We start from the raw sequence: 15,601 nt of genomic DNA, 5'->3' as shown, positions 1-15,601 counted from the left end.
GCAAATCTGGCGAGGCTTTTTTACTTTACAACAGCCGTCGTGCCCACAGGTGGTATCACCAGCCCGTCGCCACGCTTTTTGCGGCCCTTCAGGTTCAGGTTATAGATAATCACCGAGATGAAAATGAGCACGTAAGCGGCCACCTTTAGCGCCGTGGTCTCCTCGCCGAAGTATAAAAAGGCCACCACAAAGTTGAGGATCGGGTTGATGTACATCAGAATGCCGATGGTGCCGGAGGTAAGCTCCTTCAGCGCGAACAAGTTCAGGAACAGTGGTAGCACCGTGAAGCCAGCGCTAAGAATCATGGCATTCACGAAGAAGTGCGTGTTCAGCACGGCGCCCTCGCCGGCAAAAGAAGTATAAAACGGGCCAATAAAGGCAAAGGCAAGCAGCAGTTGCAGCTTCAGGAGCACAATCTTATCATAAATCTTCAGTATGCGCTGCGTGATGAGGTAAAAAGCATAGCTGAACGCAATAAGCAAACTGAACAGCAGGTTTGTGATTTCCCCTGAGCCGATCAATGCACAGCTAACGATACTCAGGCCAATGGCCAGCCACTGGTTTACCCGCAGTTCCTCTTTCAGTAGCAAAAAGCCCAGCACCGCCGTAATGATAGGGCAAAGCAGGTAGGCAAACGAGCCCGTTTGTATATCAATGTGGTTAACCACGTAGATAAACGACAGCCAGTTGGAGGTAAGCAAGGCACCGCCCAGGCAAGTATAAAGTATGAATTTGCGCTTCTCCTTGGTGGTGGAGGCTTTCAGCTGTGCCCACGTTTCGAGTAGCTGCTTACGCCTAAACAAGAGCGACACCCCCAGCAACAGCACAACCGACAGCGCTACCCGGAAGTACAGGATCTGTCCGCTGGGGTACTCGGCCAGCGCCTTCAGCGGGAAAGGCACAAAGCCCCAGATAATAAAAGCCGCCAGGCCCGCAGCGTAGTATGATTTTGTATTAATGTTGGTTTCCATAGCTAACCGGAAAGTATAAAAGTCTGCAAAGGTACGTGAAGCATGTGTTGGGGCCGCTTTCGGGGCAGGCTTTTTTGTAGTGCCGGCGCCATGGCTTTCATCCACCAGCAATAACCTTTTCACTTTCTAACGCTTTAAATTTTAACTTTACAGCTCAACAGGCTTCGTATGCTCGATTTTCAGCAGCTTCAGAATATAATCAACGGCAAGGCCCTGCAGGTAGTGCAGCCGCTGCCGGTTGTGCACCTGCTCACCGACAGCCGCAAACTGTCGCAGCCGGCGGGATCGGTGTTCTTTGCCATCAACGGCAAGTATAACGACGGCCATAAATACCTGCCGCAGCTATATGCGCAGGGAGTGAGGCAATTTGCAGTGGAGCAAGGCGAGGCCGCTACACTGGCGCAGCAGTTCCCGGAAGCAAACATACTACAGGTGCCTGATAGCCTGGAGGCACTGCAGCAACTGGCGGCATGGCACCGGGCGCAGTTCCAGGTACCGGTGATCGGTATTACGGGCAGCAACGGCAAAACCATCGTGAAAGAGTGGCTGTCGCAGCTGCTGAGCCCGGATGAGCTGGTGGTGAAGAGTCCGCGCAGCTATAACTCGCAACTGGGCGTGCCGCTAAGCGTGTGGCAACTGCAGCCGAATCATACCTTAGGCATATTTGAGGCAGGTATCTCACAGCCGGGCGAGATGGAAAACCTGCAGCGCATCATCCAGCCCACTATCGGCATCTTCACCACCATCGGCAGTGCCCATGATGAAGGCTTTGTCTCTACAAAGCAAAAAGTAGACGAGAAGCTGAAGCTGTTTACTGCCGTAGAACTGCTGTTTTACTGTGCCGATTACGAGCTGCTGCACGCGGCGGTGCAGGCACAAGGCATCAAGAGCTTTACCTGGAGCCATAACCGGAAAGAAGCGGACCTGTATATCAACGCCACCAACGTGGCCGGGCACAAAACCATTGTGGTTTATACTTACCAGGGGCAGAAGCAGCGGCTGGCTATCCCCTTTACCGACGAGGCTTCTATCGAAAACGCGCTGCATTGCCTGGCTGTGCTGCTGTATCGCCGCGTGCCGCTCTCCGAAATTCAGGGCCGCCTGGACCGCCTGCACCCGGTGGCCATGCGCCTCGAGATGAAAGAGGCCATCAACGGCTGCTACCTCATCGACGATACCTACAACAACGACCTCGCCGGCCTTTCCATCGCGCTGGACCTGCAGGCAAGTCAGCCGCAGCGGGGGCAGCATACGCTCATCCTTTCCGATGTGCTGGAATCAGGCTTGCCGGAAGCGGAGCTGTACTTGAAGGTGGCCGAACTGGTGCAGGCACACAAAGTACAGCGGGTGGTCGGCATCGGCAGCACTATCAGCAAGTATAGCCACCTCTTTTCGAAAGCAGAGTTTTATACTTCCACGGCTGATTTTCTTCAGGCTTTTGACCCCGCTGATTTCAGAAATGAGGTGATCCTGGTGAAAGGCGCGCGTGTGTTTGAGTTTGAGAAGATCGTGCAGGCGTTCCAGCAGAAGGTGCACGGTACGGTGCTGGAAGTGAACCTGGATGCGCTGGTGCACAACCTCAACTACTACCGCTCTAAGCTCAAGCCGGGCACCAAACTGATGGTGATGGTGAAAGCCTTCGCCTACGGCAGCGGCAGCTCCGAAATTGCCAATCTGCTGCAGTTCCACCGGGTAGATTACCTGGCGGTGGCTTATGTGGACGAAGGCGTTGCGCTGCGCGAGAACGGCATTACGCTTCCCATTATGGTCATGAACCCTTCGCCGGACAGTTTCGTGAAACTGCGGCAATACAACCTGGAGCCGGAGATTTACAGCCTGGAGCAACTGCAGGCCTTTGTGTCGGTGCTGGAGCCGGAGGCCAGGTATAAAATCCACCTGAAACTGGACACGGGCATGCACCGCCTCGGCTTTGAGAAAGAAAACTTTGAGGCACTGTTTGAGCTGCTGGCACAACACCCGCAGGTACAGGTAGTGAGCGCGTTCAGCCATCTGGCCGGTGCCGATGAAGTGGTGCACAACGATTTCTCGCAGCAGCAGATTGCCAGTTTTACAAGTATGGCCACAGCCCTGGAGGAGCGTCTGAAGTATAAAATCATCAAGCACATCCTTAACTCCGCCGGCATTGTGCGCTTTCCGGCCCACCAGTTGGACATGGTGCGCCTGGGCATTGGCTTGTACGGTGTAGAGGCCACGGGTGCGGAGCAGGAGGCGCTGCGGCCTGTGAGTACGTTGAAAACCACTGTGTCACAAGTTAAAAGTATAAAGCAGGGTGAGACGGTAGGTTACAGCCGCAGGGGCATTGCCAGCACTGATCGCACCACTGCCACCATCGCCATTGGCTACGCCGATGGCTACGACCGCCGCTTCAGCAACGGTGTGGGCCATGTGCTGCTCCACGGGCAGCGCTGTCCGCTTATCGGCAACGTGTGCATGGATATGTGCATGGTAGACGTAACGGGCCTTAACGTGAAAGCTGGCGACACCGCCATTGTTTTCGGGCCGCAGCTTACGCTGGTGGAACTGGCGAAAAGTATAGGAACCATCCCTTACGAGCTGCTTACCAATGTTAGCATGCGGGTGAAACGCGTGTTCTACGCCGAATAGGGAGGTAAGAGGATCTATCCGCTTGCTATACTTTGTATTACCTTATTTTGTCATTCTTCAAACTTCGGGTTTCTCCCTCACAATACCTTGGAGCCTTGAAAACTTTTTAAACTATAACATGATCATTATCAATTATTAAGCCTGCCGGCGCTCGTAATCGGCAAAACTTTTGTTTTAAAGATGAACACCTTGTAACTTGCGGTTGTTTATAAACAGTCTAAATAAAGCGGGAAAAGGTGCGACACAAGACATGGGAACATACGGGGCAACGATCGGTGCGTGAGCTGAAAATAGGGGAGAGTGGTGTGATCTGCTGCCTCAACGATCCGGAAATGGGCCTGAAACTGCTTGAAATGGGGTGCATACCCGGCACCGAGGTGAAGATGAACAGCCGGGCTCCGCTTGGTGACCCCATCACCATCATCGTGAACAACTACACGCTCTCCCTGCGCTTAGACGAAGCCGAGACGATTTTACTTAAGTAGTACCCGATTACATGACTGTAGCTATCCAACCTGAAATAGAGCAAGCGGAGAGGCCACCTGTAAGCCAGGCCATTGCTAAAATTGCGCTGATTGGCAACCCGAATTCAGGTAAAACATCGCTTTTTAACCAGCTTACCGGCCTTAACCAGAAGGTGGGCAATTTCCCGGGAGTTACAGTCGACAAGAAAACAGGCATCAGCCAGCTCACCTCGCAGCTGAAGGCCGAGATAATCGACCTGCCCGGCACGTACAGCCTTTATCCGAAGTCGCTGGATGAGCGCGTGATCACCGATTTGCTTTACGATCCTGCCTCTAGGCATTTTCCGGACCTCATTATCGTTACCGCCGATGCCTCCAACCTGAAGCGCAACCTGCTGCTGTTCACGCAGCTGGCCGACTTGCAGATTCCGTCGGTGCTGGCGCTGAACATGGTGGACGTGGCCGAGGAGCAGGGCGTGAAGATAGACATCGAGGCGCTGCAGCGCGAGTTTGGCGTACCTGTAATCCCGATGAATGCCCGCAAGGGCCTTGGTGTGGCTGCCCTTAAAATTGTGATGTCGCAGCAGCTGGAGGCTACCTCCACGACCTTTTTTGAAATACCTGCCGAGCTGAAGCCGCTGCTTGATGGTATCAAAGACAGGTTCTCGCTTACCAACAACTACCTTGCCCTGCAAATAGCGCATCATTACAAAACACTGAAGTTCTTAAAGGAAGAAGACGTAACGTGGCTCGACGACCAGCTGGCGGCAATTGGCTTTAAATCTAACGCGCAGCAGGCGAACGAGACAATCGCGCGCTACACCCGCATTAACGAGCTGCTGCTCGATACCGTGCGTGTGGAGAAAGCCGATAAGAATGAGCAGTTCAGCAACCGCCTCGACCAGGTGCTCACGCACAAGGTGTTCGGGTACCTGATCTTCTTCGTCATACTTTTTCTCATATTCCAGGCCATTTTCGCCTGGGCCAGCTACCCCATGGATCTTATCGACCAGGGGATAGCCGCCATCAACATCCTGATACAGGACAACTTTGACGGGCCGCTGGTGGATATGCTGACAGAGGGCATCATTGCCGGTTTGGGCGGTGTGCTGGTGTTTGTGCCGCAAATTGCCATTCTATTCGCGTTTATCGCTATACTGGAGGAGACGGGCTACATGGCCCGCGTTACTTTTATGATGGATAAGATCATGCGCAAGTTCGGCCTGAACGGCAAGAGCGTGGTGCCGTTGATTTCGGGTGTAGCCTGCGCCGTGCCAGCCGTGATGTCGGCGCGGACCATCGAGAACTGGAAAGATCGCATGATCACCATCTTCGTGACGCCGCTCATGAGTTGCTCTGCCCGCATACCCGTGTACACGGTGCTGATTGCGCTGGTGGTGCCCGAGAAGTACTACTTTGGCTTCATGAACCTGCAGGGGCTGGTGCTAATGGGCTTGTACCTGATCGGTTTCCTGGCGGCCATATTCTCGGCGCTGCTGCTCAAATTCATACTAAAGGCCCGCGAGCGCAGCTACTTTATCATGGAGTTCCCCACTTACAAAATGCCGCGCTGGAAAAACGTGGGCATCACAATTGTGGAGAAGGTAAAGGCATTCTTGTTTGAAGCGGGTAAAGTGATCGTGGCGGTGTCGGTTATACTTTGGGTGCTGGCTTCTTACGGACCCGGCGACAGGTTTGAGCAGGCCAGGGAGAAAGCGCTTGTGGAGGCACGGGCTGAGAACCTGAACGAGGTGCAGACGGAGAACAGGATTGCCTCGCACCAGTTGGAGGATTCCTACGCCGGCATCATCGGCCGAAGTATGGAGCCGTTGATCAGGCCATTGGGCTATGATTGGAAGATCGGCATAGCGCTGTTGACCTCGTTTGCCGCCCGAGAGGTGTTTGTCGGCACCATCTCCACCATCTATAGTATAGGCGAGGAGGAGAATGTGACTACTATCAAGGAAAAACTCATGAATGAGAAAGATGCTAACGGCGATCCGTTTTTCACGCCGGCCCGCGGATTCTCGCTCATGATCTTCTACCTGTTCGCCATGCAGTGCGTGAGTACCCTAGCCATTGTGCGTCGCGAAACCAAAAGCTGGATGTGGCCGCTCGCCCAGTTGATCTACATGACAGGCCTTGCCTACGTGATGGCCTTTATTACCTATCAGGCTTTTAGCTGATAGCACTGCGTTGTGCTCTTCGAAAGGCCTGTGCTATACCTGTATAGCACAGGCCTTTCTGCTTTTGCTTTCAGCAAGAACGGGTAAAATCCCTTAAGTAGAATTGTCCTATTATATTATATTTCGTTTAAATTTATATGGCTTGGATCTCAACTAAAAAAGCCGGAAAACGTTAATATTCTTTATAACAATTACCCCCGACACTCAATACCCACTAAGCTCTTTGGTTTACCGCGCTACTTTCTTAGAATCAAGTATTTAATTTGATGTACTAACAATGAAGTTTAAGCATAGAAACGCGCTATATTGAAAAAGCAACATTAATAATTTGTTAATGCGATGTTTTTCCAGTAAACTTGACTTATATCTCACTTTAAACACACTATTATGAAAGAAGCGTTACTACTTAATTTGGTGTCCTTCGGGCACTTTCAACATCCACCTTCATCGTCGTTTTTGTTGACCTAAACCATAGGCAAATCACCGGGTCCAGGCCCGGAAACAGAAACGTATCACCTAAATTTCCGGGTATTGCTACAATCGCAGGAATAAGATAACGCAGTCGAACTGCTACCTGAAGCTACAAGCTTTAAGGTGGCAGAGAAAGCCTGTATTGTCCTGTCCGTTGTAGCAGTCATTCTTTGTGAACTCTTAGCAAAGTTGGGCCAGACTGGCTTTTACCTTTCGTATTTGATTACATTTTTTACCTAACACTCACTTAAAAACAAAAACAATGAAGAAAGCTCTAATGTTATGCTTTTTGATGTTCCTGGTGCTCTCGCAGCAGGTCATGGCACAAAGCAGAGCAGTAACGGGTACGGTGACCGACCAGGAAACTGGAGGAGGTTTACCGGGTGTTGCTGTAATTGTAAAAGGAACTACTGTGGGCACCACAACCGGTGTCAACGGCGAATACTCCATCAATGTGCCGGCTGGCAGCAATACGCTGGTGTTTCGCTTTATCGGCTATAACGATGTAGAGCGCACCATTGGTGCTGGTAACACGGTAAACGTGGCGCTCTCCACAAATGCAGAGCAGCTATCAGAGGTGGTAGTAACCGCCCTCGGCGTGTCGCGTGAGGAAAGATCTATTGGTTACTCCTCCCAGACGGTTAGCGGCGAGGAACTTAGCAATGTGCGTGAAACCAACATCGTTAACTCGCTGTCCGGTAAAATTGCAGGCGTACAGGTAGGCACCAACTCTGGTGCTATGGGCGGTTCTGCCAAAGTTACCATGAGAGGTGTTAGCTCTATCAGCGGCAACAACAACGCGTTGTTCGTGGTAGACGGCGTGCCAATCGAGAATTCTAACTCGAACAGCACTAACCAGCAGCGTGGGGCAGGTGGCTACGACTACGGTAGTGCCATCCAGGATATCAACCCGAACGACATTGCGGAGGTTACTGTACTGAAGGGCGCGGCGGCAACATCACTTTACGGTAGCCGTGGTGCTAACGGTGTAATCGTGATCACAACGAAGAAAGGAAATTCGAAAGGTGGCATTGGCGTTACCTACTCTTTAGGCCTGACTATGGATAAAGTTTACAAGCTGCCAAACTACCAGAACAAGTATGGCGGTGGTTACGGCTTCACCAAAATCTATAAGAACGAAAACCCAGAGGCCTTCCCTGAGGGAAGAGACGGTGCGTATAACGACAACGACGGCCTGGGCAGCTATGACTTGATTCCTGACTACGACGTGGACGAATCATGGGGACCTGCGTTTGAAGGCCAACTGTACCGCCCGTACTGGAGCTGGGACCAGGAGCTTGGAAACCCTAACTTCGGTGAGCTTGCCCGTTGGGAAGCACGACCAGACAACATCCGCGATTTCTTTGAGACAGGTATCACCCTGACAAACTCAATCGCACTAGACGGTGCCAACGACAAAGGCTCGTTCCGTTTATCTTACTCCAACCTGGACCAGGATTTCATCCTGCCTAATTCAAGCCTGGTGCGCCACAACGTTAGCTTAAACGGCGCTTACAACCTGAGCGAAAAACTGACTGTATCTGCCAGCGCGAACTATGTGACACACGAGGCGGTAGGTCGCCCGGGTACTGGTTACGATGGAAGCAACGTACTGCAGCAGTTCACGCAGTGGGGCCAGAGACAGATGGACATGGACAGAGCAAAGAACTACATGCTGCCTGATGGTACCCAGCTTACCTGGAACCGCACGGCCTGGGATAACCCAACGCCAAAGTACTCTAACAACCCATACTGGGTGCGTTACAAGAACTTCCAGAACGACAGCAGAGACCGCCTGTTTGGTAACATAACTGCCTCTTACAAACTAACAGACTACCTGTCTGCCGAAGTAAGATCTACAGTAGATATGTACACCGAGACACAGGAGGAGCGCATTGCGCCGGGATCTCAGGAAATCTCTGACTACACGCTGTACAACATCGACTTCATGGAGAACAACCTCCAGGGTTTGGTGAACTTCAACAAAGACCTGTCTGAGGCATTCTCTTTGAACGCTTTTGTGGGTGCCAACAGAATGACACGCACACGCGATGTGTTCTCAGGCTCTACGGTAGATGGTCTTAGCTCTGAAGTGTATAACCTAGGTGCGTCCATCGGTCGTCCTTCTATCATAGACTCAAAAACTGAGAAGCAGATCAACTCGGTGTTTGCAAGTGCTTCCCTGGGCTACCAGGACATCCTGTACTTAGACCTTAGTGCCCGTAACGACTGGTCTTCTACACTGCCTGTTGACAACAACTCTTACTTCTACCCTGCAGCGTCGGTTTCTTACCTGTTCGCTGACCTGATTGGTGCCTCGTGGTTGAACCTGGCTAAGGTTCGTGCAGCTATTGCGCAGGTAGGTAACGATACCGACCCGTATAACACGATCCTGACGTACCAGCTGAACCAGCCTTTTGGTGCTGATTCAAGAGTTTCTGTGCCAAACACGCTTCCAAATGCGAACCTGAAGCCAGAGATTTCAACTGAGTATGAGTTTGGTACAGAGTGGCGCGCATTCAACGACAGAGTTGGCCTGAACGCAACATATTACCACAGAAGAACCACTAACCAGATCATTCCGCTTAGCCTTTCCGCTTCCACTGGTTATACTTTCAGATACATCAACGCCGGTGAAATCGAAAACAAAGGTGTTGAGCTGAACCTGTACGGCACTCCTGTTCAGACAAATGACTTTAGTTGGAATATTAACTTCAACTGGGCGAAGAACGAGAACAAGATCGTGAAGCTGACAGACGACCAGCAGACAATGGTTATCACTAACGCTCCGTTTGCAGTGCAGCTGCAGGCACGTGAAGGTGAATCTTTTGGTTCGATTGTTGGTTATGACTTTAAGTATGATGACCAGGGTAGAAGAATTGTATTGGAAAATGGCTGGTACGCACGCTCTGACGAGCAGAAAGTTATTGGATCTGTTTTACCAGACTTCAATGGCGGTGTAACCAACACGTTCCGTTACAAGGGCCTAAGCCTGTCTGCACTGATCGACTTCCAGAAAGGTGGCGACTTCTTCTCTACAACACAAATGTTTGGACGTTACTCAGGTATGCTGGAGGAAACAGCTGCAGGCAACATACGTGAAGAAGGTGTTATAGCGCCAGGTGTAATGGAAGACGGTTCTCCAAACACAACGGCAGTTGACGCTGAGACTTACTTCTATGTGAACGGTGGTTACAGAATGCATGCCATGGATGTTTTGGATGCAAGCTACATCTACCTGCGTGAGGCCAGCCTTGGTTACACATTGCCTGAAAGCCTTACTGGTAAGACTCCTTTCAACAATGTTAGATTGGCATTTATCGGAAGAAACCTTTGGTTGATTGACTCTAACTCAGAGCATGTGGACCCATCAAACATCACAAACTCTATCACAAACGTGCAGGGTATTGAAGGTGGTGCTTTACCGTCTGTTCGCTCTTATGGATTTACATTAACGCTGGGACTGTAATATTTAAACCTACGAATAAATAAAAACTGAATATGAAGTTATATAATAAGCTATTGCTTGGTGCGGCTTTGTTCTCGGTGGCGTCTTGTACAGAAGACTTCGAAGAGATGAACGTTAGCCCAAACCAGCCCGCAAATGCGACATCTGCGCAATTGATGGCAACGGCTCAGTACAATTTTGCTGATAACATCGGAGATGAGTGGAACAACGGGCGTATGGGTATGTATTATGCCCAGTACTGGTCGTCCACACAGTACACCGACGAAAGCCGTTACCAGATCCGCGAAGGCGTGAACCAGACGATGTGGAACACTTTCTATGCAGATGTGCTAAGAGAGTTGGTTGCAGCTCAGGAAATTGAAATGGAAAACCAGGTGACTGGCTACCAGAACCGTATTGCCATCGCCGAGATCATGAAGGTGTTGACATATCATAACCTGACAGATATCTACGGTGGCCCGATTCCTTATTCTGAGTCCATCAACGATGAGATCGCTACACCGGCGTATGACTCCGGAGAAGAGGTGTACATGGGATTGCTGAGCACGCTGGAAGAGCAAATTGCTATTCTGGACCCAGCACAGCCTGGTTATCTGGAAGGTGACTTGATCTATGGCGGTGCCGGCAGTGTTGAAAAATGGAGGAAGTTTGCGAACTCTCTGCGTCTGCGTATCGCGCTGCGTATGATCGATGCAAACCCAACTGCAGCGACTGAAGCTATAGCGAAGTCACTTAACCCGGCAAACGGAGGCCTTATCTCTTCTAACGCAGAGAGTGCTTTATTCCGATGGATTCCTGGTGCGCCTAACAACAACCCGTTGGCAGAGGCTTTCAAGACAAGAATAGACTTCTCAGTGTCGGAGCCTTTTGTAGAATACCTGCAGAAGTATAATGACCCTCGCCTGGCAGTATATGCTGACCCACTGCAGGGTACAAATAACTATGTTGGTGAAATCTATGGCCTGGCACCAAGTGACAAGCGCCTCTCAAACGGCGACCCTAAAGTGGTGAGCTTGCCAAGCAATTACCTTATTGGTGAGACTGCTCCGACTGTGATCCTTGATTATGCTGAGGTAGAGTTCATGCTGGCTGAAATCGCCGCACGAGGGATAGCCGGTGTAACTGGTACTGCACAGGAGCATTACCTGGAAGGCATTGAGGCTTCTTTTGAGGCAGCAGGCCTGAGCGATGCCGCTTACACAGCTTACGTGGCAAGAGTTCCTTATGTGGCTCCTAACCTGGAGACTGCTTTGGATGCTATCGGATCGCAGAAATGGATCGCGATGTATGGTCAGGGTATTCAGGCTTGGTTAGAGCGCCTGCGCCTGGACTTCGAAGACCCTTACACTGGTGAGGAGATATTTGTTGCCCCAGCTGCCGGTTCAGTTGACCCGGCCGTAGCACTGGTTCCTTTCCGTATGAGCTACCCTGTTACTGAAGCTCAGCTGAACGAAGCGAACTATGGCGCTGCGGTGCAGGCAATTGGCGGAACCAACAGCCTCGCTGCCAGACAGTGGTGGGATGTTAAGTAGAACAGAATAAAATAGATAGTAAAGAATACTAGGTAGTAGTCTTCTTCATTGGATAAAGGCCCTCGGTTTCCGAGGGCCTTTTCTTATTTTAAAGCTATACCGTGTTGTGACATTGAAATTATACTATTCGGTTATGATTAATTTCCTGTTCGAAAATTGCAGATCGTCAGAAAATCAATATATTTATGATACTGAATAAAAGTACTTGCTTCGTCGATACAACGCACCGGTTAATCATGCTCAATCGCGTGTTCGTATAGGTTTGACAAACAAATCTCTATCGTTCAGGATGCCAGTGGCGCGGAGTTTCCGAAGGCAATGTTGGGCACAGCTCTGTTTTGCGTTTCCGGAAATAGTTATGCTCACCAGTAGTCCGAATGATATTATCAGTTTATTGTGCTTTCCCGGTTGGTTGTGGCTTAAAACACTTATCTATGCTTGCAGGAGCGGTTTAGATTAGGCTTTAAAATAGACTTCTTCGTCAACTCCGGCGATGCCCTTTGTATGGCTGTCGGATTGCTTACATAGATTCATCTTTCAAAAACTTGTTGCAAATAACATAAAGCTGCCATTGTCGCATTTGTGCCATGGCTTTCTTTGATACAGTTTTTACAGTACAACCTAATCTCTCACTTTAAACAAAGCACAATGAAAAAAAAACTACTCTTATTTCTTTTCCTGGTGTCGGTCTTGCTGCAGCAAGCCATGGCTCAGGTTAAAAGCGTTAGCGGCGTGGTCACAGATGCCGCTAATGGACAGGCGCTGCCAGGCGTGGCTGTACTGGTGAAAGGCACCACGATCGGCACTGCCACGGCTGCCGACGGATCCTACAGCATTGAGATTCCGGCAGGCAGTAACACACTGGTGTTTCGTTACATTGGCTACCAAACCACTGAGAAAGAAGTGGGAAACGGAAGCAAGGTGAACGTGTCGCTACCGGTAGACACTAAGCAACTCGAAGAGGTGGTGGTAACTGCGCTCGGTTATCAGCGTGAGAAGGAAACGCTACCGTACTCTGTGGGAGCCGTGAGCAGCGAAAACCTGACCTATGCCAAATCAAACGACGTAAGTACGGCGCTGGTGGGCAAGGTAGCCGGTGTGCAGATCCAAGGCTCGCCAAGCTCTAACTTCGACAACGGTAACATCGTGATCAGGGGCGCAAACAGCCTTAGCACCAGTCAGCCGCCAATTTACGTGGTGGATGGTACTGTCACAGATCAGAACGCGGTGATTATGGACAACGTGGCGAGCATCTCTGTACTGAAAGGTGCAGCAGCAACGGCGCTTTACGGCCAGCGTGCTGCCAACGGTGTGGTTATGATCACAAGCAAAAGAGGCACACGTGGTACGCCAACCGTAGAGCTTAACCTCTCTGCCGCTTTTGAGAACCCATCAGTGATGATGCCTTACCAGAACGAGTACGCTGGTGGTTACTCCTCCAACGCCAGAACGCCTGGCTCCACGTATGACAGCGAAGGGTACTACATCTTCCGTTACAAGCCAAACACACACCCTGCCGAGTGGGCAGCTTTCGACGGGCAGCGTATTCTGGACTACGGTGCGGATGAAAGCTGGGGACCGAAGATAAACGGACAGCTGTACCGCCCATATTATTCCTGGTATGCAGGAGAGGACTTCGGAAAACTGGAGCCGCTAACAGCGCAGCCAGATAACGTGAAAGACTTTTACCAGACAGGTACGAACTTCAACAACAGCATTGCGTTTAGCGGTGGTGCTGAGAACTTCCTTTACAGGCTGACTTATGCTAACCAGAACCGCACCCTGATTATTCCAAACGCGGAGCGCAACCAGCACCAAATAGGCCTGAACACTTCCCTGGACATCACACAGAAGCTTACGGCATCAGCGGACCTGTCTTACACCACCAACAAGCAGGATGGCAGACCACAGGAAGGATACCGCCTGGATGGCCTGAACGTGACTCAGAACTTCAACCAGTGGTTCCAGCGCCAGCTTGACTTTGAGAGGCTGAAGAATTATCGCAATCCGGATGGAACGCTGCAGTCCTGGAACATCGGTGACCCGAACGGTACAGGCAACCCTGCCCTATACCTGGCGCCGCAGTACTGGGACTCGCCATACTTCGTGGTAAACGAGAACTATGGCACTTCTACCTCTAGCCGCCTGGTTGGTAACCTGGGTCTTGCCTACGAATTTAATGACCACTTTAGCTGGCAGTCTTATGCCCGTATGAGCCAGCGCAACGCGGAAGGCGATTTCAGAATTGCTACAGGCGGTTTGAACACAGATGGTTACTCGCTCTACCAGAACACGGTTCGTGAGATGAACTACGAGACAAACTTGCTGTACAAGCGCGCCTTCGGCGACTTCTCGGTAGACGCCTTGTTGGGTGGCAACCTGCGCAAGAACTACTACAACCAACTGGAGGAGGAGACCCAGGGCGGCCTTAGCTTCCCGAACTTCTTCGATATGAGCGCTTCTATTGCCCGGCCATTGCTTACAAGAGGGTACAGCAGACAGGCGGTGCGCAGTATCTACGGTAGAGCATCGTTCGGTTACAAGAGCTTCCTGTTTATTGATGTGACGAACAGAAACGACTGGTCTTCGGTGCTTCCTGAGCAGAATAACAGGTTCATGTATCCTTCTATAGGCGGTAGCTTTGTGTTCACCGAGGTTATTAATAACCAGGCTCTGACCAACGTACTCTCTAGTGGTAAACTCCGTGCATCGTGGGCACAGGTTGGTGCCGACTTAGCGGCCTATAGCGTTTTCACGGCTATTGATGATGAGCCGCTATATGGCTCTAATCCATCTGCCGAGATTGGAAACGAATTCAGAACCGGAAACATCAAGCCTTCGCTTACAACCTCATGGGAAGTAGGCACCGACCTGCGCTTTTTTAATGCAGTGGGTGTGGAATTCACCTACTACCAGGATGACAACGAAGACCAGATCCTAAGCCTGAACATAGACCCGGCTACCGGCTTTAGCACCTACCAGATCAACGCTGGTAAAATACAGCGGAAAGGCATAGAGGCTAGTATAACTGCTCAGCCGCTGAGAGGTGACTTTACCTGGGATATTGCGCTGAACATCGGTAGAAACCGCTCTAAAATTGTAGAGCTTGCCGATGGCCTGCAGACCTACCTGGCTGCAACACAGCGTAACGACACCCGTTTGGAGCACCGCGTTGGCCAGGAGTGGGGTCTGTTAGTAGGCCGTATGTGGAAGCGCGACGACCAGGGCCGTGTAATTGTAGGCTCAAACGGTATTCCGCTGTATGAGATCAACAAGGAGAAAGGCACCATCCAGCCTGACCTTACAGGTGGTTTGTTCAACAACTTCAGCTACAAAGGCATTAGCCTTGCCTTCTCCCTCGACTTTCAGAAAGGTGGCTTGTTCCACTCCCTTACCAAGCAGTATGGCTGGGGCTCAGGCTTGCACGAGGCAACAGTTGGCGTGAACGACAAAGGCAACGACTGGAGAGATTTTCCATCGAACGGTGGTGGTATCCTGATCCCGGGCGTGTATGCTGACGGTACTGTTATTGGCGGCGAGAACGTAGGCGGACAGCCAAACCAAACGTACATCCCGGCCAGAACATACTTCTATACATCGCTTCAGCGCGACCAGATCAACTCTATGGTAATCGACGCTTCTTACCTGAAGCTTCGCGAGGTGCGCCTGGGTTATGAACTGCCTGCATCTATACTTGGCACCATGGTGAAGAGTGCCAACATCGGCCTGATGGTGAGCAACGCCTGGCTGATCAGCGCTCCTGGTAAAGACCTGGGCATCGACCCATCGGAGCTGGAAGAAACATGGTATGAGGGTGGCCAGTTGCCATCTACACGCACCATGGGTGTTAACCTAAGAGTGAGATTGTAATTGTTAATCTGAA

General features: G+C 51.0%; 7 protein-coding genes. 6 read left to right on the top strand and 1 reads right to left on the bottom strand.

Annotation, left to right across the window (positions count from 1 at the left end):
• Positions 1-20: 20 nt before the first annotated feature.
• Positions 21-1,094 (bottom strand): EamA family transporter, encoded by a 1,074-nt coding sequence (locus A0W33_RS06595; protein WP_229802111.1) that lies wholly within the window; start codon positions 1,092-1,094, stop codon positions 21-23.
• 45 nt (positions 1,095-1,139) lie between these two features.
• On the opposite strand from A0W33_RS06595, the gene A0W33_RS06590 reads away from it, so the two are divergent.
• The 6 genes from A0W33_RS06590 (at position 1,140) to A0W33_RS06565 (ending at position 15,588) form a co-directional block, all read left to right on the top strand.
• Complete coding sequence (locus A0W33_RS06590) at positions 1,140-3,596, top strand: bifunctional UDP-N-acetylmuramoyl-tripeptide:D-alanyl-D-alanine ligase/alanine racemase (protein ID WP_068837420.1); 2,457 nt, start codon at positions 1,140-1,142, stop codon at positions 3,594-3,596.
• Between the two features lie 236 nt (positions 3,597-3,832).
• A complete protein-coding gene (locus A0W33_RS06585) occupies positions 3,833-4,081 on the top strand; it encodes a FeoA family protein (protein ID WP_068837419.1) in 249 nt (82 codons plus the stop codon).
• A gap of 11 nt (positions 4,082-4,092) precedes the next feature.
• Complete coding sequence (feoB, locus tag A0W33_RS06580; protein WP_068837418.1) at positions 4,093-6,246, top strand: ferrous iron transport protein B; 2,154 nt, start codon at positions 4,093-4,095, stop codon at positions 6,244-6,246.
• Between the two features lie 733 nt (positions 6,247-6,979).
• Positions 6,980-10,186 carry a SusC/RagA family TonB-linked outer membrane protein gene (locus A0W33_RS06575; protein ID WP_068837417.1) on the top strand — a complete coding sequence of 1,069 codons (3,207 nt, stop codon included), beginning with the start codon at positions 6,980-6,982 and terminating at the stop codon, positions 10,184-10,186.
• Between the two features lie 32 nt (positions 10,187-10,218).
• Positions 10,219-11,718 (top strand): SusD/RagB family nutrient-binding outer membrane lipoprotein, encoded by a 1,500-nt coding sequence (locus A0W33_RS06570; protein WP_071890020.1) that lies wholly within the window; start codon positions 10,219-10,221, stop codon positions 11,716-11,718.
• A 648-nt stretch (positions 11,719-12,366) separates the two neighbouring features.
• Positions 12,367-15,588 (top strand): SusC/RagA family TonB-linked outer membrane protein, encoded by a 3,222-nt coding sequence (locus tag A0W33_RS06565; protein ID WP_068837415.1) that lies wholly within the window; start codon positions 12,367-12,369, stop codon positions 15,586-15,588.
• Positions 15,589-15,601: the final 13 nt, after the last annotated feature.

Origin of the sequence: Pontibacter akesuensis, from assembly GCF_001611675.1 — a bacterium.
In the GTDB taxonomy this organism is placed as follows: Bacteria; Bacteroidota; Bacteroidia; order Cytophagales; family Hymenobacteraceae; genus Pontibacter; species Pontibacter akesuensis.
The sequence above is the reverse complement of the archived record's forward strand: the minus strand, read 5'-3'. Positions and strand labels throughout refer to the sequence as shown.

Excerpts from the sequence above, each read along its gene's own strand:
- A0W33_RS06590 (WP_068837420.1), top strand. The coding sequence starts at position 1,140 with ATGCTCGATTTTCAGCAGCTTCAGAATATAATCAACGGCAAGGCCCTG.
- feoB (WP_068837418.1), top strand. The coding sequence starts at position 4,093 with ATGACTGTAGCTATCCAACCTGAAATAGAGCAAGCGGAGAGGCCACCT.
- A0W33_RS06575 (WP_068837417.1), top strand. The coding sequence starts at position 6,980 with ATGAAGAAAGCTCTAATGTTATGCTTTTTGATGTTCCTGGTGCTCTCG.
- A0W33_RS06570 (WP_071890020.1), top strand. The coding sequence starts at position 10,219 with ATGAAGTTATATAATAAGCTATTGCTTGGTGCGGCTTTGTTCTCGGTG.
- A0W33_RS06565 (WP_068837415.1), top strand. The coding sequence starts at position 12,367 with ATGAAAAAAAAACTACTCTTATTTCTTTTCCTGGTGTCGGTCTTGCTG.